The sequence below is a fragment of the Pseudoalteromonas sp. NZS37 genome, assembly GCF_015864265.1.
GTDB lineage: Bacteria > Pseudomonadota > Gammaproteobacteria > Enterobacterales > Alteromonadaceae > Pseudoalteromonas > Pseudoalteromonas arctica.
Genome location: NZ_JADYXL010000002.1, coordinates 176,065 through 201,786 on the forward strand (window position 1 = coordinate 176,065; position 25,722 = coordinate 201,786).

General features: G+C 40.2%; 17 protein-coding genes and 2 tRNA genes. 5 read left to right on the plus strand and 14 right to left on the minus strand.

The features are described from left to right. Positions 1-33 precede the first annotated feature (33 nt). A tRNA-Val gene (locus I6F47_RS04250) sits at positions 34-110 on the plus strand. A gap of 258 nt (positions 111-368) precedes the next feature. After that, a tRNA-Val gene (locus I6F47_RS04255) sits at positions 369-445 on the plus strand. Between the two features lie 1,018 nt (positions 446-1,463). Here I6F47_RS04255 and I6F47_RS04260 read toward each other — a convergent pair. From I6F47_RS04260 to corA, 12 genes are all read right to left on the minus strand, one after another. Beyond that, a complete protein-coding gene (locus I6F47_RS04260) occupies positions 1,464-2,351 on the minus strand; it encodes a F0F1 ATP synthase subunit gamma (RefSeq protein ID WP_024594207.1) in 888 nt (295 codons plus the stop codon). Further along, entirely contained in the window at positions 2,348-3,928 is a 1,581-nt protein-coding gene (locus I6F47_RS04265; RefSeq protein WP_197183388.1) for an alternate F1F0 ATPase, F1 subunit alpha, read from the minus strand. The genes I6F47_RS04260 and I6F47_RS04265 overlap by 4 nt, the downstream gene beginning before the upstream one ends. After that, on the minus strand, positions 3,928-4,728 hold the full coding sequence (locus I6F47_RS04270) for a F0F1 ATP synthase subunit delta (protein ID WP_197183389.1): 801 nt from the start codon (positions 4,726-4,728) through the stop codon (positions 3,928-3,930). Before I6F47_RS04270 ends, I6F47_RS04265 begins: the two co-directional genes overlap by 1 nt. A 3-nt stretch (positions 4,729-4,731) precedes the next feature. Continuing rightward, entirely contained in the window at positions 4,732-5,013 is a 282-nt protein-coding gene (locus I6F47_RS04275) for a F0F1 ATP synthase subunit C (RefSeq protein ID WP_010552606.1), read from the minus strand. Between the two features lie 34 nt (positions 5,014-5,047). Next, positions 5,048-5,737 carry a F0F1 ATP synthase subunit A gene (locus I6F47_RS04280; RefSeq protein ID WP_010552605.1) on the minus strand — a complete coding sequence of 230 codons (690 nt, stop codon included), beginning with the start codon at positions 5,735-5,737 and terminating at the stop codon, positions 5,048-5,050. After that, positions 5,721-6,050: an ATP synthase subunit I gene (locus tag I6F47_RS04285; protein WP_197117602.1), complete on the minus strand. Its 330-nt coding sequence runs from the start codon at positions 6,048-6,050 to the stop codon at positions 5,721-5,723. Before I6F47_RS04285 ends, I6F47_RS04280 begins: the two co-directional genes overlap by 17 nt. Continuing rightward, positions 6,043-6,414, minus strand: a complete 372-nt coding sequence (locus tag I6F47_RS04290; RefSeq protein ID WP_197183390.1) for an AtpZ/AtpI family protein — start codon at positions 6,412-6,414, stop codon at positions 6,043-6,045. Before I6F47_RS04290 ends, I6F47_RS04285 begins: the two co-directional genes overlap by 8 nt. A gap of 20 nt (positions 6,415-6,434) precedes the next feature. Beyond that, a complete protein-coding gene (locus I6F47_RS04295; RefSeq protein ID WP_024590342.1) occupies positions 6,435-6,827 on the minus strand; it encodes a F0F1 ATP synthase subunit epsilon in 393 nt (130 codons plus the stop codon). Then, positions 6,802-8,259 carry a F0F1 ATP synthase subunit beta gene (gene atpD / locus I6F47_RS04300; RefSeq protein ID WP_101163439.1) on the minus strand — a complete coding sequence of 486 codons (1,458 nt, stop codon included), beginning with the start codon at positions 8,257-8,259 and terminating at the stop codon, positions 6,802-6,804. The genes I6F47_RS04295 and atpD overlap by 26 nt, the downstream gene beginning before the upstream one ends. Further along, on the minus strand, positions 8,256-10,640 hold the full coding sequence (locus tag I6F47_RS04305; protein WP_197183391.1) for a phosphoketolase family protein: 2,385 nt from the start codon (positions 10,638-10,640) through the stop codon (positions 8,256-8,258). Before I6F47_RS04305 ends, atpD begins: the two co-directional genes overlap by 4 nt. A 70-nt stretch (positions 10,641-10,710) precedes the next feature. Then, positions 10,711-10,950, minus strand: a complete 240-nt coding sequence (locus I6F47_RS04310; protein WP_008168384.1) for an SHOCT domain-containing protein — start codon at positions 10,948-10,950, stop codon at positions 10,711-10,713. Between the two features lie 180 nt (positions 10,951-11,130). After that, positions 11,131-12,228 carry a magnesium/cobalt transporter CorA gene (gene corA / locus I6F47_RS04315; protein ID WP_225305725.1) on the minus strand — a complete coding sequence of 366 codons (1,098 nt, stop codon included), beginning with the start codon at positions 12,226-12,228 and terminating at the stop codon, positions 11,131-11,133. 666 nt (positions 12,229-12,894) lie between these two features. Between corA and I6F47_RS04320 the strand changes: the two genes are divergently transcribed. After that, positions 12,895-13,710 carry a PRC-barrel domain-containing protein gene (locus I6F47_RS04320; RefSeq protein ID WP_101163438.1) on the plus strand — a complete coding sequence of 272 codons (816 nt, stop codon included), beginning with the start codon at positions 12,895-12,897 and terminating at the stop codon, positions 13,708-13,710. 184 nt (positions 13,711-13,894) lie between these two features. Here the strand turns inward: I6F47_RS04320 and I6F47_RS04325 are convergent, their stop codons facing one another. Continuing rightward, a complete protein-coding gene (locus tag I6F47_RS04325) occupies positions 13,895-14,620 on the minus strand; it encodes an HAD family hydrolase (protein ID WP_197183392.1) in 726 nt (241 codons plus the stop codon). A 540-nt stretch (positions 14,621-15,160) separates the two neighbouring features. On the opposite strand from I6F47_RS04325, the gene I6F47_RS04330 reads away from it, so the two are divergent. Continuing rightward, positions 15,161-15,352: a DUF2934 domain-containing protein gene (locus I6F47_RS04330; protein ID WP_010552595.1), complete on the plus strand. Its 192-nt coding sequence runs from the start codon at positions 15,161-15,163 to the stop codon at positions 15,350-15,352. 140 nt (positions 15,353-15,492) lie between these two features. On the opposite strand, the gene I6F47_RS04335 is transcribed toward I6F47_RS04330, so the two are convergent. Then, complete coding sequence (locus I6F47_RS04335) at positions 15,493-16,230, minus strand: Crp/Fnr family transcriptional regulator (protein ID WP_197183393.1); 738 nt, start codon at positions 16,228-16,230, stop codon at positions 15,493-15,495. A gap of 649 nt (positions 16,231-16,879) precedes the next feature. Between I6F47_RS04335 and I6F47_RS04340 the strand changes: the two genes are divergently transcribed. Beyond that, the gene (locus I6F47_RS04340) at positions 16,880-25,708 is read left to right on the plus strand and encodes a GH36-type glycosyl hydrolase domain-containing protein (protein WP_197183394.1); all 8,829 of its coding nucleotides are present in this window, start codon (positions 16,880-16,882) and stop codon (positions 25,706-25,708) included. The last annotated feature ends 14 nt before the right edge of the window (positions 25,709-25,722 follow it).

Below are 25,722 nucleotides of genomic sequence, written 5' to 3' on the forward strand. Positions count from 1 at the left end.
TTAAGCAATTAACACCTACTTAAATAAAGTAATACGACTGTAGCTCAGTTGGTTAGAGCACTACCTTGACATGGTAGGGGTCGGTGGTTCGAATCCACTCAGTCGTACCAACATTTAAGTAAAATAAATAAAAGTACATCTGAAGGAAAAAGCACTACCTACTCTTGATCACCCGGTCCAAAGGTCAGTAGTTCGAATCCACTCATTCGTACCAAAATTTAAGTAAAATAAATAAAAGTACATCTGAAGGAAAAAGCACTACCTACTCTTGATCACCCGGTCCAAAGGTCAGTAGTTCGAATCCACTCAGTCGTACCAAATTTATTCTAATATCACAGAATAAATTTATTTAAGAATTCAAAAATTGTACGACTGTAGCTCAGTTGGTTAGAGCACTACCTTGACATGGTAGGGGTCGGTGGTTCGAATCCACTCAGTCGTACCACTTCAAAGTAATGAAAAAAACCTAAGTAAAAGCACTACCCACTCTTGATCACCCGGTCCAATGGCCAGCAGTTCGAATCCACTCAGTCGTACCACTTCAAAGTAATGAAAAAAACCTAAGTAAAAGCACTACCTACTCTTAATCACCCGGTCCAAGGGTCAGTGGTTCGAATCCACTCAGTCGTACCAATTCAAAGTAATAAAAAACCAAAAGAAAAAGCACTACCCACTCTTGATCACCCGGTCCAAGGGTCAGCAGTTCGAATCCACTCAGTCGTACCAATTCAAAGCAATAAAAATCCAAAGAAAAAGCACTACCTACTCTTGATCACCCGGTCCAAGGGTCAGTGGTTCGAATCCACTCAGTCGTACCACTTAAAAGTAATGAAAAAAAACCTAAGAAAAAGCACTACCCACTCTTGATCACCCGGTCCAAGGGTCAGCAGTTCGAATCCACTCAGTCGTACCAATTCAAAGCAATAAAAAAAATAAAAGAAAAAGCACTACCCACTCTTGATCACCCGGTCCAAGGGTCAGCAGTTCGAATCCACTCAGTCGTACCACTTCAAAGTAATGAAAAAAACCTAAGAAAAAGCACTACCCACTCTTGATCACCCTGTCCAAGGGCCAGCAGTTCGAATCCACTCAGTCGTACCAATTCAAAGTAATAAAAAAACCAAAGAAAAAGCACTACCCACTCTTGAACACTCAACTTCAACAGTTAATCATTAATTAACAATCACTTACAATCAGGTTGTAGCTTTATTTCTTGTAAATTATCCTTGTGAGTTTTGTTGACATTTCATGATTAAAATTCATTCAATTTACAGGGGGGTAATCGTGCGCGATTTGTAACCTATTGGGCTCGGTAGCGGCTTCTGCGTTACTCTAATGGCTTACATTTTTGTAAGAATAAGTAAAAATCGAGTTACAAAGAGTCAATAACCGCACTGTATAGGCGATGTTTTGATTAAAAAAACACATAGAGCTTCAAATTCAACCTCTAAGATCAACAGCCCCTAGTCTATTTTATTTAGTAATTCATAACCTGCAAGTACATCACTCAACTCTTCGTCAATGGTACTTTGACGCAGAGTATTAAACTCACTCGAAAGCTTATCAAGTAGCTCTTCAATATTTTTTTCAGCGCGTTGCATTGCGCCAAGACGGCTGCTATTTTCGCTGACCAACGACTCGGCACATGCACGATAAAGAGAAATAAAAATATACTCGCGGATCAATGCCCTTATTGTTGTAGAGTGCTTACAGAGTACTTCTGGCAAAGCTTTAGTTGGCCATAAAATATTTTTAAAATTATCTCGCCATTGCTCGTCAAGTGGGAGTAATCGCTGAGACACACATTCATAAAGCGCGCCTTGTTTAGGTTGATTATAAAACACCAATACACGGCAACCAGGATTAAGAACTAAGCTTGATTCACTGTCTATTTGAATTTGCCTAACTAAGGTATCTATATCGTGAACACTCACTGGCACTGTGTATACTTTTACTAAATTAAAGCCGGCATCGGTAAGTCGAGATGCAGCACGTGCGCCTACTACCCAAATTAGAGGTGGCTGGGTCTCGTTACTTAGCGCTTTAATTGTAAAGTCAGTGATACTTTCATTAAATTGCCCTACCAACCCTTGATCTGAGCCGAATATGATCACACCCACTCTGCTTTCATTTATATTTTTGGGTTGTGGTGAAAATTGAAATGACATGTCATCACGCAAACTAGCACTTAATCCTAACTCAACTGCCCGGTAGTAATCGGTCAATGAGCTAATCGATTTTTCATATTGCCCAATACTCGAGGCAGCAAGTGCCTTCATCGTTTTTACCACGCCTTGTAAATCACTTGCACTGGCTATTTTATGGCGTAAATTAGCGGCACTATTGCTCATGTTGTTATTGCCTTGTTTTCAGACTCAAAATCAACAAGTACGCGCTTAGCCAATTCAACAATTGTTTGTCGATCGTCATCACTTAAGCTTTTAGCAGTATCAAATCTATCACACAAAGCAGGGTCTAACTGCGCAACTGCTTTTTTAAGAATATTTTTTGCGTCGTTTATTTTTAGCAGCTCAATCGAATCTAAAAAGCCATTACTGAGTGCGAGTAATAGCATAATTTGCTCAGGCACTGGCATAGGTGATGATTCAGATTGATGTAAGCTCGCTCGAATACGCCGTCCATGTTCAATTATACGCCGTGTATCATCATCGAGTCGGGCGCCAAAACGAGCAAAGGTTTCTAGCTCTTCAAATTGAGCATATGCAAGCTTTAAATCGCCTGCAACTGCACGAAATGCAGCACGCTGTGCTTTACCGCCCACACGAGAAACCGACTTACCAACGTCAACGGCTGGTAATACACCTAGAGCAAATAATGAGGGTGATAAATAAATTTGTCCGTCGGTAATCGAAATTAAATTAGTTGGAATATAGGCTGAAATATTTTGAGCTTCGGTTTCTATAATGGGGAGTGCAGTTAAGGAACCACCGCCACGTTCTTTATTTAAATGGGTCGCACGCTCTAGTAATCGTGAATGAATATAAAAAATATCCCCAGGAAATGCTTCTCGTCCGGGTGGTCGTCGTAACAACAAAGACAACTCGCGGTAAGCTCTTGCGTGCTTAGTTAAATCGTCATATACAATAAGTACATCACGTCCTTGCTCCATAAAATATTCTGCAATACTGGTTGCAGCGTAAGGCGCTATATACTGTAAGCCCGGTGGCTCATTACCCTCTGTTGCAACAACAACCGTATAAGCCATTGCATTTTGCGCGCGTAATATTGCTATTGATTTAGCAACCGTTGATGCCCGCTGACCAATAGCGCAATAAATACAAATTACATTTTGTTCTCGCTGATTTAAAATCGTGTCTATGGCTATAGCTGTTTTACCTGTTTGCCTGTCACCTAAAATAAGCTCTCGTTGTCCTCGCCCTATTGGAATCATTGCATCGATTACAATAAGTCCGGTTTGCAAAGGCGTAGTAACAGGAGAGCGGTCCATAATTGGTGCAGCTGGACGCTCTATTGGTAAACGCTGCTCAGTTTGTATAACGCTTCCACCGTCTAGTGCCTCGCCAAGTGGGTTTATCACTCGCCCTAATAGCGCATTGCCAACCGCTACATCCATTACACGACCACTGCGGCGCACTTCATCCCCAGCTTGTAAGTGGGCGTATTCACCTAAAAGCACAACACCAACTTCTTTTTCATCAATATTAAACGCAATTCCAAGCACATTACCGGGAAATATAATTAGTTCCTCAAAGCCAACGCCAGGTAATCCCGACACCTTCGCAATACCCGTTGATACACTGGTAATAATACCAACTTCATGTAAGTTCAATTGTGAGTTAACTATTTTTAGCCCTTGCTGAATGTGCTTAAACACATCACCAAACGCGTTTGTTAAACTGTGTATTTTTGTGTTTTTATTTTGAGTGTTTTCGCTAAGGTTACTCATCACTTATCAACAGGTTGAGAAGTTGTAGGCTGAGCTGTTTTTTGTTTTAGTAGCATATCAACTTCCTGCTCGATTGATTGTAAGTAATCGTCAATACTCCACACCAGCTTTTGTCCATTGACACATAACTCAATCCCGCTGATAAGGCTCTCATCGGTGGTGAATTTAATGGTAATATCTTTTGAAAACACAGTATTAATAGCATTCTTAAGTGCTAAACGCTGAGGTTCAGTTAGCTCAAACGCACTTTGAATTAAGGCAGGTACAAATTCACTATTTGTATTTAGCGCCTGCGCTAAAGTAGTTTTTTTGTCGTCATCAAGCTTATATAAGCGGGCTGTAAACACCTCACATATTTGTTGTTCTAAAGTTGTTGATGCCAGTTCAGTTAAGGTTTTGCGACTAATAGCAAATACCTCTTGCTTAACTTTTCGACTTAAAGACTCCTTTAAATTATCAGTCTCTTTTACTATATTTTGTTGATATTTAGTGCCCCAGCTTTGGACTCTTTTTTGCGCCTCTAACATAAGTGTTTGCTCTGCTTGCTTAGCACTCACGCTTACTTGTTGCATCTTTTGTGTACGTTGTTGTTCAAACTCTTCATTTTTCAGAAAAAACTTTTCACGCTCCGCCAGTGCTTCATTTTGGTCTGTTTCAGCATCGTCTAACTCAGCGGCTATGCGCTCTTCTCGCTTATCAATAGCGTGCAAAATTGGTTTATATAAATAGCGTTTTAGTAACCACACCAAAATTAAAAAATTAACCACTTGGGCTGCAACTGTAAACCAATCAATTAGCATGGTTTAACTTCCTGCAGCTTGTGCGATAGCGTAGTTCCAAAACGGATTGGCAAAAATAAGAATCATCGACACGACAAAACAGTATATTGCGGTCGATTCAATCATCGCAAGGCCTACAAAGAGCGTGCGCGTAATAGTTGCTGATGCATCAGGTTGCTGTGCTAATGCACTCAATGCCGTTGCTACTGCTTTACCTTCGCCAAGCGATGGACCTAAACAACCAAAACTAATTGTAATTCCTGAAATAACGATTGATGCCATTGCTATCATTGTCATGCTATCCATGTTCTCTCCAAGTATGATGTGTAGAAATACGTGATTAATTAACTCGTTGTTTGGCTGGTTTTACTGAGCGCGTAGCCGCAGCAATATAAACGGCGGCTAAAATAGTAAAAATATAAGCCTGTACTAAGCCTGTAAGCAAACCCAGTGCCGTCATTACGATTGGGAATATAAAGGGTGTAATGGTTAACAAAATGCCAATGATCATTGCCCCGCTCATCATGTTGCCAAATAACCGCACAGCCAGAGCAAGTGTCCGTGATAATTCGCTAATAATATTAAATGGCAACATAATAAAAGTAGGAGCCATATAAGATTTTAAGTAATTGCCAAGCCCTTGTTCACTGATACCAAATAAAGGCACTGCAATAAATACGGTGAGCGCCAGTGCTGCTGTAGTCGATAACGATGCCGTGGGTGGCTCATAACCCGGAACAATGGTAAACATGCTCGCGGTTACTAAAAATAAAAACAGTGTGCCTAAAAAGCCAAGGTATTTTTTAGCGTCATTCAAGCCTACGTCTTCAATTTGTTGTGTGATCCCCGTTACTATAATTTCTAAAAAATTTTGCCAACGAGAACGCTTTAACGTGGTTGAAAGCTTACGGGTTATCAATATCGAACTAATCACCAAAACCAACATTAAAACCCAAGTGAAAACGATGGTTGCATTGAGTTTTAAAAAACCATTTTGCCAATAAATAACCGTATCAGGACTCAGGTGCATGATGTGTCACCTTTGCTAAATGAGAGGTTGATGCAGTACGGGTAACATAAGTGGTAATAAAACGGGCTATCAAAAAGCTAAATAAACACAGTGGTAATTGCAACCAAGATCTTGATAATAAGTCACTCGTCATTACACTATAAAAGCCACTTAAAGTAATTGCCATGCGTATAAATAAACTCAGCACAACCCATAGCGCTGGGTGAGTCGATACCATACTTTTTTGCACCGTCCACCACAGGCCTCCAAAAAATAAGGCACCAAGCATTAGACCTACACTAACAATAATTAATACGCCGACTAGCTCATGCATCTTCGTCATCCTTTTGCTGATTATCACCGTGTTGATCTTGATGTATCGCGCTGTCTTCTTTGCTCATCCAGTGCCACGCGTTAAAGCACCCAAGCGCCAAACCTGCCACCAATAAAGCCAATGTCCATGACCGCTCAGTGGCATAATGCGAGTCGATATACACACCTAAACTTGCACCAAGTATGGTAGGCACTGCAACCGACCAACCAATAAGGCCCATCATTCCTAAACCAAACCATATTTTTTGATGAGAGTTAAGCCTTGCTTTTAGCTTACGCTGGGCTTTTATTTCTACTTGTTCTGCAAGTGTTGATGAACTGCTTTGTGAGTCTTTTGAACCTAGGTCGTCTTTTTTGTTTGTCATAAATAAATAGCTTTTAGTGGTTAAAGTCGAAAACGATTTAAAAAGCTACTTTCTAATTTAGCCATCACTGTTCTTACTTGTTGTGCTTGTTCATTGAGTGCCAAAAACTCTTTATCTACAGCGCTGCGAAGTGTCGCCAGATCAGTACCTAATATGGCACTTCGCACCGATACCAGCACAGTGTTTCCTGTTTTAATTAATACGCCCTCATCTACGGCTACAAATATCTCACCGTCTTTTTCGCAATTAAATGTCAAAATACCTGGGGTTAGTGGCGCAACACAGTCAAGGCGATTGGGTAAAAATCCGTACGATCCTTCGCTTGTTTCGGCAACAACATGAGTCACATCATGCCTGTCGAAAAATATCTCATATGGCAGCAATAATTTAAGGTGTATCTGAGTTTGCGTCACCGCTTGTATCCTCATTATTATTTACTGTGGATTTTATTTTGACCTCACTTATGGCACCTATCATATAAAGTGCACTCTCTGGCACGTTTTTAAATTCATCATTTAAAATGCGTTCACACCCATCTAGCGCATCATCAAGGCTAACAAGTTTGCCTTTATAACTAGTAAATTGCTCTGTTGTAAAAAATGGCTGAGTAAGAAAACGCTCTAAACGCCTTGCGCGTCCAACAATGTTGCGGTCCTCAACTGATAACTGTTCAAGCCCTAACATAGCAATAATATCTTTGAGTTCATTGTATTGCGCTAAGGTGCTACGTACCTTTTGTGCAAGTAAGTAGTGGCGCTCTCCCACAACCCCGGGGCTCGCCATTTTTGAATTAGATTGCAGGGGATCTATAGCCGGAAATAATCCTTCGCTAGCGCGTTTACGAGAGAGCACAATAGAAGCCGATAAATGAGAAAATGTATGAACTGCGGCCGGATCGGTAAAATCATCGGCAGGTACATACACCGCTTGAATAGAAGTAATAGCACCATTTTGTGTATTGGCAATTCGCTCTTCTAAGCCGGCAAGCTCTGTGCCCATAGTAGGCTGATAACCAAGCCTTGAAGGCATTTGCCCCATTAAGCCCGATACCTCAGAGCCTGCCTGAATAAAACGAAATATATTGTCGATTAGCAACAGCACATCTCGCTGCTCATCATCACGAAAATACTCAGCCATAGTTAAAGCTGCATGCCCCACCCTAAAACGACTCCCAGGTGGCTCGTTCATTTGCCCAAAAATCATCGCCATGTTTGGCAAAACGCCCGCGTCTTTCATTTCGCGATAAAGCTCTTCGCCTTCACGGCAGCGCTCACCTATGCCACAAAATAGGCTAACACCTTTGTGCTTGCCCACCATATTGTGAATCATTTCAGTCAATAACACTGTTTTTCCAACACCTGCACCGCCAAACAATCCCGCTTTGCCACCACGTTCTAACGGCACCAGCACATCAATTACTTTTATACCGGTTTCAAAAATCTCTGATTGAGTTGACCGTTCGGTTAATGGCACTGGCTTATTATGTACAGAGCGCCACTGAACATCTTTAAGCTCACCACCGCCATCAAGCGTGTTACCAAACACATCAAACATTCTCGATAAGGTTCCTTTACCAACAGGGGTAAGTAACGGTCCACCACTGTCAACAACTTCCATGCCACGCGCAAGTCCTTGTGTAGGCGTGAGCGCAATTGCTCTTACATGATGCTCATTGCGCTGCTCTAGCACTTCAAAAATACACTGTTTATTTTCGCCAGCACTAAGCATTGAATTAATCGCAGGTAGCTTTGTGTCAAAACGCACGTCAATTACGCTGCCGCGTATAGCGGTAATTGTACCGAGATTTTCAAATTTACTAATCGTGGATTGAGCTACAAAATTCATTGATGCGCCTGCCACTGCCAATTACGAATTTCAGGGAGATCTTGCCCATGCTTATTAATATATTTTTTATGCTCAATAAGCTTTTCTTCAAGCTGTTTTTTTAGTGCGTCTCTTTTTGTACCCAAGTTTGGCAGGCGTTCCAGTGTGTCTAACACTAAATGAAAACGATCAATCTCGTTTAATACCGTCATATCAAAAGCAGTTGTAATAGTGCCTTCTTCTTTATACCCGCGAACATGAATATTATGATGATTATTACGCTTGTACGTAAGCCTATGAATAAGCGTTGGGTAGCCATGAAATGCAAAAATAACCGGCTTATTAATAGTAAACAGAGTGTCAAAATCCTCTGCGATTAACCCGTGAGGATGTTCGGTATTAGGCTGTAAACGCATCAAATCAACCACGTTAACAACCCGGATTCTAAGATTACTAAAATGCTCGCGTAAAATCATAACGGCTGCCATCGTTTCCAATGTAGGCACATCACCACAACAAGCCATCACCACATCAGGTGTTGCATCTACGCTATTACCCGCCCATTGCCAAATGCCAATCCCTGCCTCACAATGTTTAACAGCTGCCACCATATCTAACCATTGCGGCGCAGGATGCTTGCCTGCAATAACGACATTAACGTAATGACGACTTCGCAAACAATGATCCATTACCGACAGCAAGCAGTTAGCATCAGGCGGTAAATAAACGCGCACAATTTCAGCTTTTTTATTAATAACATGATCGATAAAACCCGGATCTTGATGGGTAAAACCGTTGTGATCTTGTCGCCATACATGCGATGCCAGTAAATAATTAAGTGAAGCGATTTTTTTACGCCATGGTAAACCTGCCGCCACTTTTAACCATTTAGCATGTTGATTAAACATCGAGTCAATAATATGAATAAACGCTTCATAACTATTAAACAAACCATGGCGGCCGGTTAATAAATATCCTTCAAGCCAACCTTCGCATTGATGTTCACTCAGCATTTCCATTACTCTGCCACTAGGCGAAAGCTGCTCATCGTTGCTATGGGTTGCTGCATTCCACTGTCTATCGGTTACCTCTAGCAGTGCACCTAAACCATTGGATACTGTTTCGTCGGGTCCAAATACTCTAAAATTACGTTGCTCGTCATTAAGCTCAACTATATCTCTCAAAAATGGACCTAAAACTCTGGTATCACCAATTCCGCGTATACCGGGAGAGATTACTTCGCATGCATAATCGCGAAAATCAGGCATATGCAAATCTTCTAGCAGCAACCCACCATTCGCATGAGGATTTGCCCCCATACGGCGATTCCCCGTTGGGGCCAATTCAGCAAGCTCTGGTAATAAACGCCCTTGTGAATCGAAAAGTGTTTCTGGATGATAGCTACGCAGCCAGCTTTCTAATAATTGCAAATGATCTGGATGAGCTGATGGGCTAGAAATAGGAACCTGATGCGCACGCGATGTTCCCTCTATCTGAAAACCATCTACGAGCTTTGGACCCGTCCACCCTTTAGGTGAAATGAGGATAATCATTGGCCAACGTGGACGAGTTGGATCGTTATTATCGAAAGCATCTTTTTTTATTTTTTTTATTTGATGTATTGCGACATCAAGTGCTTTAGCCATAGCCTGATGCATTAGCTCAGGCTCATGTCCTTCAACAAAAATAGGGCTCCAGCCATAACCGAACATTAATTGCTCTAATTCTTCACGGGTAATACGCGCTAAAACGGTAGGATTCGCAATTTTATACCCATTCAAATGCAATATAGGGAGGACAGCACCGTCACTGATAGGATTAAGAAACTTATTAGAATGCCATGCAGTTGCAATAGGCCCTGTTTCTGCCTCACCATCACCCACCACACAAGCAACTATTAAGTCTGGATTATCAAATACAGCTCCAAACGAATGACTCAAAGAATAGCCCAGCTCGCCACCTTCATGAATCGAGCCCGGACACTCGGGCGACACATGACTAGGAATGCCACCGGGAAACGAAAACTGCAAAAACAGTTTTTGCATACCTGCTTTATCTTGGCTTATATCAGGGTAAATTTCACTGTAGGTGCCCTCAAGATAGGTATTAGCAACCATAGCTTGCCCGCCATGCCCTGGGCCAGATACATAAATCATATTTAGATCGTGTATTTTAATAACGCGATTTAAATGCGCGTAAATAAAATTTTGCCCGGGTGTTGTTCCCCAGTGCCCAAGCAACATATTTTTAATATCACTTAGTATCAGTGGGCGCTCTAAAAGTGGGTTATCGCATAAATAAATTTGACCTACCGACAGGTAATTCGTGGCACGCCAATATGCGTCAATTAACTCTAATTCTTTTGATGTTAATGAAGGAAGAATCATATGCAGGGTTTCCATCTTGTCGCATCCAAAAATGCTTAAGCCATGCTCTATATAAGAGCATGGCGAGGATTAGCCAGCGCACTAACTACGCAGTGGTAGTTATGTCCTGTTTTTTTTGCTCGAATTCTTTTTTGTCAATATCGCCGCTGGCGTATCTTTCATTAAGAATATCAATTGCTGTTTTATTAGACTCTAACCCATAGCGTCTATGGGTTCGGTAGCTATAACCCCAATGGCTTAAACTCGATATGAGCAATAACCACATACCAAACCATAAAAACCAACCCCAACCTGAGTACCACTCACTCCAAAATTCATGACCCATTTTAATCTCCACTTAAAATATGGAGCGCAAAACACTTACACCCCAATTAATACAATGAGTGTAAGTGAGTGATATTATTGGTTCTGTTCGCTAGCGTACGCATTTATTATTGTTAATCATAAGTAGTTGTTTTATTGAGCATTTACTTGCTGTTTCTATTAAATTTTGTTTCTATTAAAGTTAATTTCTATTAAGCCAACCTTTACGCCAAAAAATAAATATCATTGCTGCCGTTATCAAAATAAAAACACACCACAAAACGGGATATGCCCAAGTCCAGTTTAGCTCTGGCATGTATTTAAAGTTCATTCCATAAATTCCAGCTATAAATGTTAACGGTATAAAAACAGAAGATATAATAGTAAGCACTTTCATAATTTCATTCATACGATTTGAAATAGCTGACATGTATAGCTCACTTAAACCGCTTACCATTTCACGGTATGACTCAATAATTTCAACAATTTGAATATTATGCTCATACACATCTCTAAGGTAAGGGCGCGTAGAGTCATCTATTCTGCCTCCTTCCTCGCGATACAAATGGTCGATAACCTCTCGCATAGGCCAAACAATTCTTCTTAATAATGCCAATTCTCGTTTAATACTATGGATATGATGCAGTACGTGGGGAGTTGGATTTTCAAGTGTTGTTACTTCAAGTTCCTCAAGGATATCGCCATATTGTTCAAGTACCGGAAAACATTTATCAACCAGTTCATCAAGTAATGCATAAAGTAAATAACCAGTACCATTTTTGCGAATACGACGATTTTCTGTATGCAAACGACCGCGAACGGATTGCCACACGTCTCCTGGTTTTTCTTGAAAACTCAGTAAAACATTGTCATATAAAAGTAAGCTAACTTGCTCAATATCAAGGATTGTATTATTGGGCTCATGCGTCTCTAGCTTCAACATGCTTAATACAACAAATAAATGATCGTCAAAAAATTCGATACGAGGTCGCTGAGGTACATGTAAAATATCTTCTGCGGTGAGCGTATGAAATGCGAAATGATGTTGAAGTAAACCAACAATATAAGAGTCTGTATTACTCACGTGGATCCACCTCACTGTTGCCCACTCGGGTTGAGGAGTTTTTAAAAACTCATCAATATCACTAACCTCTTTGGCTTCTATACGGCTAGCTGAATAATCTATATAACGTATAACAGCATTGTTTGATCTTGTTGGCGCTAAAACACCAGCAACGTATTCAACTTTGGGTGACGGCCCAGAAATAGTGTTATATTTATGTTTTCTCGACTTGCGCACATTATATAGCCCCAATGCTGGAGCACCCAACTTTCTCTTTTTATTATGTATTAACATTATATGCTCGATTACTTTATTTAAAGTTAGCTGAATAAAGTGAGTATTATCAACACTTACAGCGCGAATAAAAGTCAGTCACAAAGCCACGCTACTCAAAAATAAGCATAGAGTCCGTGCGCTAACACTCAAATATAATGTCAGTTTTAAAAATACACTTCGCACGTTCTAATTATTCTTGTTATAGCGTTACCTAAAAATCAATGAAAAATAACATTGCTTGTTCGTCAGCGCACAGACCTTTGTTTTTCAAAAGCCGAAACTGGAAATATTAATCTACTTATCGTTTGTACTTTACAGCTTATAAAAGCATGGTTTTTTATAGATAAGCATTAGGGTCTGTTGACCTTTTAAGATAGAAATTTGTTCTATCTAGGGGCTATTTAATCGCGGCGCAAGGTTTGCAACCTAGCGGGCTCGGTAAAAACCGAGCAAAGCTTCCGCATCCAGCTCACGCTCTAGAATTAACCCAAAGGGCTGCGCATGTTTAACCTCAAAAGATAAACGTGCCCTAAATAAGAAGAAAGCACTTGATAAGCAAAAGCGCGTTAAAAACTGCAAAAATAATGCATTACAAATGCAAATAACCCACTAAAAAGGATCGTTATTATGTTACGTAGTATGAAAGACTTAGAAGGTTGTGCAATCGCTGCTAGTGACGGTATTGTAGGCAAAGAAAAAGATTTTTTATTTGATGACCTAGCATGGGTGATACGTTATTTTGTTGTAGAAACAGGCACGTGGCTATCGAGTCGCAAAGTTTTAATTTCCCCTATTGCGGTGCAAAACCCAAATTGGGATGAAAAGATTTTCCCTGTTTTAATCAGTAAAGACCAAGTTAAAAATAGTCCTGGTATTGATACTAATAAACCCGTTTCACGACAACATGAAATGGATTACCTAAACTACTATGGATACCCGTATTACTGGATCGGTACTAATTTTTGGGGAAGCGGGATATATCCCTACTCCTTATATCCTGGCAATGACATTTTTGAACATAGTGTCGAAGGTGCCCGCAGCGCAAATCTAATTCATAAAAGTATAAAAAGTCAGCATGATCAAAAAGGGGATCCTAATCTTCGTAGTTGCAAAGCTATTATTGGCTATAACATACACGCTAAAGACGGAGACATTGGCCATGTATCAGGATTTTTAGTTGAAGAAAATACATGGGCGGTTCGTTACCTAATTGTTGAGACGAGCAATTGGTGGGGAGGACATCAAGCACTTATCCCGTCAGCATGGATTTACGAAGTGCAATGGCTCGACAACTCAATTTCAACTGATTTAGTTCGTAAAGCGATAAAAGATGCGCCGGTATATGAGTCAAATAAAGAGATAACTCAGGACTTTGAAGCAGCTGTTTTTCATCACTATGAACTTGCTGCATATTGGGAGAAAATTGCTAAAACAGTAAAATAAACAAAGTTAAAACAGGCACAAATTCCAAAACAAGCGTGTCTTAATCTGCCTTTTATAACACTCTTACCAAGCAAATATTCAAGGACGATATTTGCTTTTATACTTAAAAACGTTTCCTCAAAATGCTATTTGTAAAACCCAGGTAAAATTCAAATAAGATAAGAGCAATACACATCAATACACATCAATACACATCAATATAAAACAATGTTTTATTTGGATTTAAATTGTATTCAATTAAATCCTCTTTATAAGAAAAACCGTAGTTGAGTAAATCACTTATACTATCAATACTCGTATCTGCCTTTCGATAGGTAAGTAGCTGCTTAATATCGTGGGCATAATGTCCTTGACGTGGAAATATAGTTGTTAATTCATTTTTCCACTGCGCTTTCATAGCAGCTAAAATACGTAACTTATCATCTACCATTACATAATGTTTAGCGGGGTACTGCTCTTTTATTGCTGCAAGCATTTGCTCTTTGTGAACATATATCAACACCCTTCCCTCCACTGCATCCCATAAACCGGAGCGTAAAATTTTAAGTGGTTGTAATACAATATCGCCATCAGACAAAATAACGGTGGGGCCAAATTGTTGTAAATGTTCAATCACAGCAAGTGCGTTAGGGTAAAGCCTTTCTTTATATGGATAATTAATTAAAAAAGAAGAAATCAGATGCAGTCTCGGATCATCAGAATGTTCCATTCGATAACACTGTAGTGCGCCCAAATAGTCGGCATAACCGAGTTCTTTACGAAGTTTTTCAAAAATAGACCAGTAATGGTCACTATTTTCACAACCAAATTCACCTTCTAAAAAATCTTTCAAATGGCTTAAAATAGTATCGCTATCGAGCAATGTATTATCAACATCCAGTAAAAATACGATATCGGGAACTGTTTGCACGCGCTGTCCTTAAAATAATTTAAGTACTTTATATTTTATTATATGAGTTTATTAATATTGACTCTGTACGGTATCGCGCCAAACAATGATTATTAAAGCTCATATATTCAACGCTCGTTACCTTCTCAAAATTACTATAAATACAGATAATGGGTGATTTATGTTCGCTGTGGCACAGACTCAAAATTGCAAAGCCATTAGGATAAAGCGGTCATACAAATTGTAGAATAGTCTTTTAAGCTATACGTAGTACTGCTTTTATACCAATTTGCTTAATTAAGTGAGCTATTTTGAGGTAAGAAAACCGTGTCGATAACAAGGCAAAAATTTCGTTATTTAGTTGTTCTTTTTCAGAAATTTTTAACACAGTTAGCGTCAAGTTTAAGCCCTCAAATTGATCAAGTATTATTGCACATTGGTATTACTATGATAAATCGAGCTTACATTCCACTTAAGATTGAGAATAATGTAACTACACTCAATGTTTTAATTTGGTATTAAGTTTTTTATTTTATCGAGTAATATTTTAGGAATAATCACATGAGTAATAACATCTCAAGTAATTCAGTATCAAAAACTAAATCTAATTTGAATAAAGAAGGTCTCAGCCGACATGACATGATTGAAGCTAAAGCTTACTCATTAGCCAGTGATCGTGACTTTACCGGTGACAATCACTTAAATGATTGGCTTGAGGCTGAAAAGGAAGTAGACGGACAACTACCAAAGTAAGTTAAATGTAAAAAGCCCACTAACAGCAGAACATACACAAATTTTAAAGCCCAGGCTCAATGAGCAACTTGCTGGGCTGTTTTGAAGCTATTACCGGATTTTATTTTTATGTAAATAAACTTATTAGATACCAAAATATATTAACTGATAATGGATAGTTTTCTAACGCTAGGTTTTTTTTCCATATAAGACTCCAACCTGTCTGTTTCTCTTTTTACAACCTCATAGCACTCGCATGACTGAGATTCTAATTGAGGTCGGTCTATCACACTAATATGACCACGTTTATAAGTGATAATACCCAGCTTTTGTAGTTTACCAGCGGCCTCAGTTACTCCCTCACGTCTTACGCCTAACATATTTGCTATTAGCTCTTGAGTCATTATTAAATTGTTACTCGGTAAACGGTCAATCGATAGTAAAAGCCAGCGGCTTAGTTGTTGCACTATACTATGATGACGATTACAAACTGCGGTTTGCGCTGTTTGGGTAATTAATGATTGCGTGTAACGTAACATGAGCATACGCATATCAGGCTCGCTATTAAATTGCCTGCGTAATTCACAAGCGGGTAAGCGATAAGCAGTACCAGCACTTTGCACAATAGCCCGGTTAGGAGTGCTTTCTCCCCCCATAAATACAGCTATACCTACCACCCCTTCATTACCGATAACTGATATTTCAGCAGATGAGCCATCAATCATCACATACAATAATGAAACAATACTATCTATTGGAAAATAAACGTAATCGAGCTTTTCACTTGTTTCATAAATAACTTCTCCAAGGGATAAATTGACTCGCTTTAAAAGCGGAAACATGAGGTGTTGTGCGTCAGTAGATAAAGCATTAAGCAGTTTGTTCTTCAATTGACCCATCTAATGTGAATTTCCTTTTTATATGCCCAACTTATAACTAATAAAACCTAAAAGTAATGGCTTTGAAAGTATGTAAGTCAGGATATTTTAATAATAAACTCGGATTTGTTTATACAGTTATTAGGCGCTAGAAATGAAAGGTCGTTGCTTTTTGATAATAAAAATTGTTCTATTTTTATTAAAGAATTTTAAGGTGCCTTTAATTATTTTATATACGTTTATTCACTTTAAATATAAGCCGACACTCCCAGCTGTACTTCACTGAAATAATAAGATACTCAATATAACAAGGCGAATATGTACGCTAACACACATAGTCTAAATTTATCTGCCTTTAGTTGATATATATGCATAATGGTTGATGAAATTTAAAGATAATCCACACCATAACATGGCGACAACTCACTGTTATAAAACACAAAATAGAACTCTACTATTAGACTATGTGTGTTGACGAACCGACCCTTAACGAAGCTTGTTATATGTTGATGTATGTATTCAACAATAAGATAAACTTTATGAATATTTTTAATGATTACTTGCTCACCTCTAATAACCAAAATAATTTAAAACATCTTTTTTTAAATCCAGTGATAAATTTAACCGTCAATATCTTCACTACGACGTTTAGTCTCAAGTATTTACCACGATGAATAAAAATAAGCTTATCAACATCCTTTCGCCATTTTTCCCTTGGCTTAAATCAGCTCCCCAAAAAGAACAAATCCCCATTCGATCAGAGCTCTTAAGTGCTGAACAAATGGAAAAACATGCAAAATCACTAGCAAAAAGTCATATTTTAGATGCTAAAAACACTCAAGATCAGCTACTTGAGCGCCTAGACGAAAACGAAAAAGTACTGATTAAAGCCAATAGTTTATTAACCATTGCCGTTAAAGCAAAGCAGCCTATAGTGCCCTCTGGTGAGTGGTTACTCGATAATTTTTATCTTATTGAAGAGCAAATTCGTACCGCTCGGCTTCATTTACCTAAGCACTATAGTCAGGAACTGCCACGTTTAGAGCAAGGTGCCTCTTTAGGTATGCCCCGAGTTTATGATATTGCGTTAAATGTAATTTCCCATGGCGACGGGCGTGTAGATAGCGAAATTTTAGCGCAATTTTTAGCCGCGTATCAAACAGTAACAACGCTTAACCTTGGTGAACTCTGGGCCATTCCAATTATGCTAAGGTTAGCCTTAATTGAAAACCTGCAACGCGTAAGTACACGTATCATAATCGCACGCCAGCACCTAAATCTAGCCCAACAGTGGGCTAATCAAATGTTAGAAATTGCTGAGCAAGACCCTAATAGTTTAATTTTAGTTATTGCCGACATGGCACGCTCAAAGCCTCCTATGGAAAGCGCTTTTGTAGCAGAGCTAACTCGTTTATTACAAGGGCATGGTTCGGCATTAGCACTTCCCCTTACTTGGATTGAACAACAACTAGCTGATTCGAGTTTAACCATAGAGCAACTAGTACAAAAAGAGAATCAGCAACAAGCCGCTGATCAAGTCTCAATTAGCAATAACATTAGTAGCTTACGCTGGTTGACCGCGATGAACTGGGCGGATTTTGTAGAAGATCATAGCGCTGTAGAACACATTTTGCGCCAAGATATAGAGGGTGTGTATGGTTATATGGACTTTATCACGCGAGATAGTTACAGAAAAATCATAGATCAACTCGCTAAGCGAAGCTCATTTTCAGAAGTCGATATAGCTAAAAAAGCAATAAAATTAGCCCAGCAGGCTGATCAAGCCCAAACAATATCAAACACAACGCTTGCGCCTAACCATGTAGGCTACTATTTAATTGATAAAGGTATTACGCAATTAAAGCAGCGCATAACAGTAAAAACGCCTATTTTTAAAACGTTATTTTCGCAAGCCAAGCGTATAACATTAGTACTTTATTTAGGGGCAATTATATCCTTAACAGCCCTAATTAGTGCCTCTTTTATGGCTATGGTCGTTCCTAATAACATACCTCACTGGCAGTTTATTCTTTTAATAATTTTAACTTTATTCGGAGCAAGTCAATTAGCCTCAGCACTCGTAAACTGGATAGTTACCTTGCTAGTCGACCCACAACGATTACCCAGAATGGACTATTCAAAAGGGTTGCCAGCGCAAAATAAAACATTCGTAGTAATCCCTACAATGCTTACCAGCTCTATAGGTATTGAGCAGTTATTAGAAGTACTCGAAGTTAGATTTTTAGGTAATCGCGATCAACATATACACTTTGCTCTACTGACCGACTTTACTGATGCAGAGCAACAAACACTCCCCACAGACGAAGCGTTGTTATCGCAAGTACGCCTTGGTATAGAAAACCTTAATGCCAAATATGCAGAGCCTTCTCTTTTACAGCAAGAAAGTCGCTTTTTTTTACTGCATCGCCCACGAACCTGGAATCCAAAAGAGCAAATTTGGATGGGGTTTGAACGTAAACGCGGAAAATTATCAGATCTAAACTCACTACTTCGAAACCCAATAGAACATGCATTTGAACTTATCGTCGGTGATATTAACGCTATACAAAAAGTTAAATATGTCATTACTTTAGATACCGATACACAACTTCCACGAGATTGTGCCCGTCAGTTAGTTGCGACCATGGCGCACCCTTTAAATCAACCAAGATTTGATGAAAAAAGACAATGTATTGTAGGCGGCTACGGCATTTTACAACCACGTATGGCAGCAAGTCTATCGGGACATAACCCTTCTCGTTACTCGCAATTATTTGGTGAAGAACCGGGTATCGACCCATATACGCGTTCAATATCCGATGTATACCAAGACCTCTTTTCACAAGGCTCATTTATCGGTAAAGGTATATACGATATAGATGCATTTGAACAAACACTTGGTAACCGTTTACCACAAAACCAAATACTCAGCCATGATTTACTCGAAGGTTGCTATGCTCGATCAGGGTTGATTAGTGATGTGCACTTGTACGAAGAATACCCTACACGTTACAACACTGATATGTGTCGGCGTGAGCGCTGGATCAGAGGAGATTGGCAAATTGTGCGCTGGTTACTTCCTCGTGTTTTAAACACTCGAAGCGATAAATGTCAAAATCCTTTGTCACCTTTATCACGTTGGAAAATTCTTGATAATTTACGTCGAAGTGTCGAACCACTCGCAATCTTTTTATTACTTACGGTAGGTTGGTTTACAGCAGCTAATCCATTGAAATGGACCCTTGCCATAAGTGCTATTTATTTATTACCCCCATTGCTGAGCGCGCTAATTTCGTCGATGCGCAAACCCGCAGAAATGCTGATATCCCACCATTTGCATGATGTTTTACAGTGCTTTGTTCGTCAACTTATTCAAATCGGTTTTCGTTTAGCATGTTTACCTTTTGAGGCTGTGTTTAACTTAACCGCAATATTACGTAGTGCGGGTCGAATGCTGTTTACTCAACGTCGTTTATTAGAGTGGCATGTCACAGATCATAAATCTAATCATGTAGTAAATGCCTTAATAAATAGTTATTACACTATGTGGACTGCGCCATTTATTGCGATTACTTTAATCGCTTCGCTACTTTACTTTGCCCCTTTACACTTAACTTTTACAAATATATTAGCTGTATTTCCTCTACTTTTATTATGGCTTTTATCACCGGCTATAACATGGTGGTTTAGTGAGCCTAAACTCGATAATTTAGCGCCACTGAGCGACAAGCAACAATTATTTTTACAAACTATTGCCCGTAAAACATGGGCTTTTTTCGACCACTTTAACACTGCAGACGATCATTGGTTAATTCCCGATAACTATCAAGAGGAAGCCGGTCCTGTTATTGCGCACCGTACATCGCCTACTAATATTGGTCTGTCTTTACTGGCTAACGTTAGCGCCTATGATTTTGGTTTTATTGTACAAAGTGATTTAATTCAACGCACGCAAGATTGCTTTAATACCCTCGATAAACTCGAGCGCCACGAAGGGCATTTTTATAACTGGTACGACACACAAACATTGCAACCTTTGCCACCGCGCTATATTTCATCAGTAGATAGCGGTAACTTAGCCGGTCACCTTTTAACTTTACAAATAGCATTAAAAGAACTCCCTTCTAAACCTATTGTTCACCCACAAATGTTTGAAGGCATAAGTATCACTTTGGCTATTGTGGCAAACTTGTTTAAAACATTGCAATTAGACTCAGAGCAAAATAAAAACAATATTATCGATACCGCTATTAATGCCATGAGCTCAATACTTAACGCTGTTCGTATCACTGCGCCTACAAATCTATATGACGTTGAACAGCACTTAATTACACTCAATAATAATGCGCGAATATTGTTAGAGAATATAAAGCAAGACGCTACTAATGATTTAGATACAAAGTCGCAAGAGCATAAAGTATGGACTCAAGACTTACACAGGCAATGCCAGCGTACCCTAAACGAACTCTATTTATTTTCGCCATGGCTCAAACTAACTAATCCGCCAGTTAGCTTAAAACTGCTATTTCTTGATTCTAATATTTTGACAATGCAGCAATTAGTTAAACGTTGCCCCGACACTATTAACGCAATTGATGCGCTTTTATCATCGGTATTACCATCCGACGAAACTCAGTGGCTTTCTTCATTACGTATTCATACTTTAGCCAGTACACAGCTTGCCAAAGATTGCATTTCGCAATGTGACAAATTAGCCAACAGAGCGATTGAATTTGCACAAATGGAATATGCATTTTTATATGATGAGTCTCGCCATTTATTGGCTATTGGTTATAACGTAGATGAGCATCGACGTGACACCAGTTTTTACGATTTACTGGCATCTGAAGCACGTTTAGCCAGTTTTATTGCTATAGCACAAGGTAAATTGCCACAGCAAACCTGGTTCGCTCTAAGTCGCCTACTAACCAGCGCTGGCGCCGAGCCGGTGCTGGTGTCGTGGAGTGGCTCTATGTTTGAGTATCTTATGCCCATGTTAGTTATGCCTAGCTACGACGGTACATTGCTCGAACAAACTTGCCGTGCAGCGGTTACCCGACAAATTGATTATGGAAAAAGACAAAACGTACCGTGGGGCATATCTGAGTCGGCATACAATACGGTAGATGCTTCTCTTAATTTTCAATATCATGCCTTTGGCGTACCGGGTTTAGGGCTAAAACGAGGCTTATCAGAAGACCTCGTCATCGCTCCCTACGCGTCTGCATTGGCATTAATGGTTAACCCACAAGCCGCGTGCGAAAATCTTCAACTGTTAGCTGATAGTGGACTTGAGGGACATTACGGATTGTATGAGGCAATAGATTACACCCCTGCCCGTTTATCCAGAGATCAAAAAAGCGCAGTCATTCGCTCCTTTATGGCTCACCATCAAGGTATGAGCTTACTTGCATTGGCATATCATTTACTTGACCAGCCTATGCAAAAACGCTTTGAATCAGACCCTTTACTGCAATCAGCTTTGCTATTACTACAAGAGCGCGTGCCTAAAACATCTATATTCCAACCTCATATAGACCAATACGCAGAGAGCGGGGCGTTATTTGAACATGCAAAAATAAAGGTTAATCCACCTATTCCAGCTATTACCCCAACACCCCAAGTACAGCTACTTTCAAATGGTCGTTACCATGTAATGCTTACAAATGCAGGAGGTGGCTACAGCCGCTGGACCGACTTAGCCGTTACACGGTGGCGTGAGGATCCTACTTGCGACAATTGGGGAACATTTGTCTATATTAGAGATACAGCCACAGGCGACTTTTGGTCGGCAGCCCACCAGCCAACGCTAAAACCAGCCCAGTCGTATAGCGCATCATTTTCTGAAGGTCGCGCTGAGTTTCGCCGAAGCGATCAGCATATAGAAACTTACACTGAAATCGTTGTCTCTCCGGAGGACGATATTGAACTTCGTCGTATACGCTTAAGTAATCACTCACCCGATACCCGTACAATTGATATAACCACTTATGCAGAAGTTGTAATGGCAAACCCTGCAGCCGACCTTATGCAACCGTCATTTAGTAATTTGTTTGTACAAACTGAAATACTTCCATGTGGCAATGCCATTTTATGTACTCGTCGTGCACGCTCTGCTGATGAAAAAACACCTTGGATGTTTCATTTACTTTCAACACGCGTCAATAGCAGTACAACAAAAGTCGGACCCCTGTCTTGTACAACTGATCGCATGCAATTTATTGGTAGAGGTCGCTCTTTGGTTTCACCACAAGCAATGCTAGAAATGGGCGAACTTGACGCTAAACAAGGGTCTGTGCTTGATCCTATTGTTGCTATTCGCGCCCCTGTGACTTTACTTGCTGGCAGTGTAGTAACACTCGATGTAATAACGGGTATGGCACAAAGTAGACAGGCTTGCCTTGCGCTAATTGCTAAATATCAAGATCATCACATTACCGATCGAGCACTTGATTTAGCATGGACTCATAGCGATGTGACCTTACGCCAAATTAACGCCAATGAAGCAGATGCTCAACTCTACCGGCAGTTGGCTGGGTATATTTTGTATGCCAATGCAACTCTTCGGGCTAACGCATCTGTATTAATACAAAATCGTCGAGGACAATCTGGACTATGGGGCTACTCAATTTCTGGCGACTTACCTATCATATTATTAAAAGTAGCCAGCGGTAATAATATTGAAATTGCCCGCCAACTTATTCAATGCCATGCATATTGGCGCTTAAAAGGGCTTGTCGCTGATTTAGTCATTTGGAATGAAGAACAAGTTGGTTACCGACAAGGTTTGCAAGACCAAATTATGGGGCTAATCGCAACGGGTACTGAGTCTCATTATATTGATCGCCCTGGCGGGATATTCGTTCGCTCAGCAGAACAAATTTCGAATGAAGACCGCATACTGTTACAAGCCGTTTCGCGGATTATTATTGATCAAAGTGGCACATTGGCAGAGCAAGTAAACCGTCGAACGCTTGCAGAGAAAAACGTAAAGGGACTAATCCCAACTCAAGCATTACATCCCAAAATCAATCAAGCGCTTGGCAATACTCAAGAAAACTTACTTTTAAATAATGGACTGGGTGGGTTTAGTGAAGATGGTCGCGAATATATTATTACCACCACCGAAGCGAATCCAACTCCTCTGCCTTGGGTTAATGTGCTAGCAAACGCACATTTTGGCAGCGTTATTGACGAAAATGGTTTTGCTTATACGTGGAGCGAAAACGCCCATGAGTTTCGTTTAACGCCGTGGAGTGCAGACACTACAGGCTCATCTGGTGGCGAAGCCTTTTATTTACGTGATGAAGATACAGGTAAATTTTGGTCACCTTGTGCGATGCCAAAACGTGGGGCTAATCCCTATATAACCCGCCATGGCTTTGGTTATAGTACCTTTGAGCACAGTGAAACCGGTATCGAATCCTCTCTTTGTGTGTATGTAGATACACTCGACGCCGTAAAATACTCGGTATTAAAAATTAAAAACAACTCATTAACTACCAGGCGCCTAAGTGCAACAGGTTATGTTGAATGGGTACTTGGCGATCTTCGTTCTAAAACAGCGCTACACCTTGTAACAGAAATTGATGCTAAGAGCGGTGCATTGGTTGCCTCTAATGCCTATAACTCAGAGTTTGGTGGCAGAGTTGCTTTTTTTGACGTTGATGATATGTCACGAACACTAACAGGAGACCGTAGCGAGTTTATTGGTCGCAATAAAACATTACACGACCCCCAGGCAATGACTCGTACTCATTTATCTGGCAACTTAGGAGCGGCACTCGATCCGTGCGGTGCAATTCAAGTCCCTTTTGAACTGCAAAGTGAACAAGAGCGCACAATTATTTTTAGGCTCGGTGCTGCGCAAAATAAAGAGCAAGCAAGTACGCTTGCTTTAAAACTCAGAAAACCCGGTACAGCACGCATTGCACTCGAAAAAGTCACTGATTTTTGGCAGCAAACACTCGGCAGTGTGCAGGTTAACACCCCCGACCCTGCATTGAATGTATTAGCAAATGGCTGGCTTGTGTACCAAACTTTAGCATGTCGTTTTTGGGCTCGCAGTGGGTTTTATCAAAGTGGTGGCGCGTTTGGCTTTCGCGATCAGTTACAAGATGCCATGGCATTAATACATGCTTCGCCTGCATTACTAAGGGATCACATACTGTACTGCGCCACACGTCAGTATAGCGAAGGTGATGTGCAACATTGGTGGCACCCACCATCAGGGCGCGGTGTAAGAACACGCTGTTCAGACGATTATTTATGGCTACCATTAGCTACGTGTCGTTACATAAAAGGCACTGATGACATAACTATTTTAGATGAGCTAATGCCCTTTATTGAAGGTCGCCCCCTTAAAGACGACGAAGAATCCTATTACGACTTACCCTCTGTGAGTGCAGCAAGGTCGAGCCTTTACAAGCATTGCGTGTTGGCAATTGAGCATGGTTTACACTTTGGAGAAAAAGGTTTACCGTTAATGGGCTCAGGAGATTGGAATGACGGTATGAGCCTTGTTGGAATACACGGCAAAGGCGAAAGCGTTTGGCTGGGGTTCTTTTTATATAAAATACTACAAGAATTTTCTCCTATTGCTGCATTACATGGCGATATAGAGTTTGCTACTCGTTGTGACGATGAAGCACAAAAACTACAAGGTAACCTAGCTAAACACGCATGGGACGGAGCTTGGTATCGTCGCGCATGGTTTGACGACGGAACCGCGCTGGGCTCATCACAAAGCCCAGAGTGCACTATTGACTCAATAGCGCAAAGTTGGTCAGTGCTCTCTGGTGCAGCTAATAATGAGCGCTCTACGCAAGCAATGTCGTCTTTGTATCAGCATTTGGTCAATAGCGATGATAAATTAATCCAATTACTCAATCCGCCTTTTGATAAATCAAAAATGAACCCTGGTTATATAAAAGGTTACGTCCCGGGCGTGCGCGAAAATGGCGGGCAGTATACGCATGCCGCTATTTGGGCAAGCATGGCATTTGCTCAACAAGGCGACAAAAAAAGAGCGTGGGAATTGATGAATATAATCAATCCATTAAATCATGCTAAAAACGCCGAACAAGTTGAAACCTATAAAGGCGAACCTTATGTCGTAGCCGCCGATGTTTATGCCGTTGCTCCGCATATTGGACGAGGCGGTTGGACGTGGTATACCGGATCTGCGGGTTGGTTATACCGACTAATAATAGAATCTTTATTAGGTGTAACACGAACAGGAAATAAGCTAACCATTTCACCGTGTATTCCAGAGGATTGGAGCACCTACTCAATCGACTATCGCTTCGAGAGCACCTATTACCATATTACAATTGAGCAAATTATAGGGGATGAAAAACATAATAAAAGTGAGCTAATACTTGACGGTATGGCACTTGAATCAACTTATATTCCACTTGAAAACGATAAGCAAAAGCATGAAGTTCACCTAAGCGTTTACTCAGTGAATTCTAATAAATTGAAACCAAGTAAAATATAAACAAACGAATTAAG

Excerpts from the sequence above, each read along its gene's own strand:
- I6F47_RS04260 (WP_024594207.1), bottom strand. The coding sequence starts at position 2,351 with ATGAGCAATAGTGCCGCTAATTTACGCCATAAAATAGCCAGTGCAAGT.
- I6F47_RS04265 (WP_197183388.1), bottom strand. The coding sequence starts at position 3,928 with ATGAGTAACCTTAGCGAAAACACTCAAAATAAAAACACAAAAATACAC.
- I6F47_RS04270 (WP_197183389.1), bottom strand. The coding sequence starts at position 4,728 with ATGCTAATTGATTGGTTTACAGTTGCAGCCCAAGTGGTTAATTTTTTA.
- I6F47_RS04275 (WP_010552606.1), bottom strand. The coding sequence starts at position 5,013 with ATGGATAGCATGACAATGATAGCAATGGCATCAATCGTTATTTCAGGA.
- I6F47_RS04280 (WP_010552605.1), bottom strand. The coding sequence starts at position 5,737 with ATGCACCTGAGTCCTGATACGGTTATTTATTGGCAAAATGGTTTTTTA.
- I6F47_RS04285 (WP_197117602.1), bottom strand. The coding sequence starts at position 6,050 with ATGCATGAGCTAGTCGGCGTATTAATTATTGTTAGTGTAGGTCTAATG.
- I6F47_RS04290 (WP_197183390.1), bottom strand. The coding sequence starts at position 6,414 with ATGACAAACAAAAAAGACGACCTAGGTTCAAAAGACTCACAAAGCAGT.
- atpD (WP_101163439.1), bottom strand. The coding sequence starts at position 8,259 with ATGAATTTTGTAGCTCAATCCACGATTAGTAAATTTGAAAATCTCGGT.
- I6F47_RS04305 (WP_197183391.1), bottom strand. The coding sequence starts at position 10,640 with ATGGAAACCCTGCATATGATTCTTCCTTCATTAACATCAAAAGAATTA.
- I6F47_RS04310 (WP_008168384.1), bottom strand. The coding sequence starts at position 10,950 with ATGGGTCATGAATTTTGGAGTGAGTGGTACTCAGGTTGGGGTTGGTTT.
- I6F47_RS04320 (WP_101163438.1), top strand. The coding sequence starts at position 12,895 with ATGTTACGTAGTATGAAAGACTTAGAAGGTTGTGCAATCGCTGCTAGT.
- I6F47_RS04330 (WP_010552595.1), top strand. The coding sequence starts at position 15,161 with ATGAGTAATAACATCTCAAGTAATTCAGTATCAAAAACTAAATCTAAT.
- I6F47_RS04335 (WP_197183393.1), bottom strand. The coding sequence starts at position 16,230 with ATGGGTCAATTGAAGAACAAACTGCTTAATGCTTTATCTACTGACGCA.
- I6F47_RS04340 (WP_197183394.1), top strand. The coding sequence starts at position 16,880 with ATGAATAAAAATAAGCTTATCAACATCCTTTCGCCATTTTTCCCTTGG.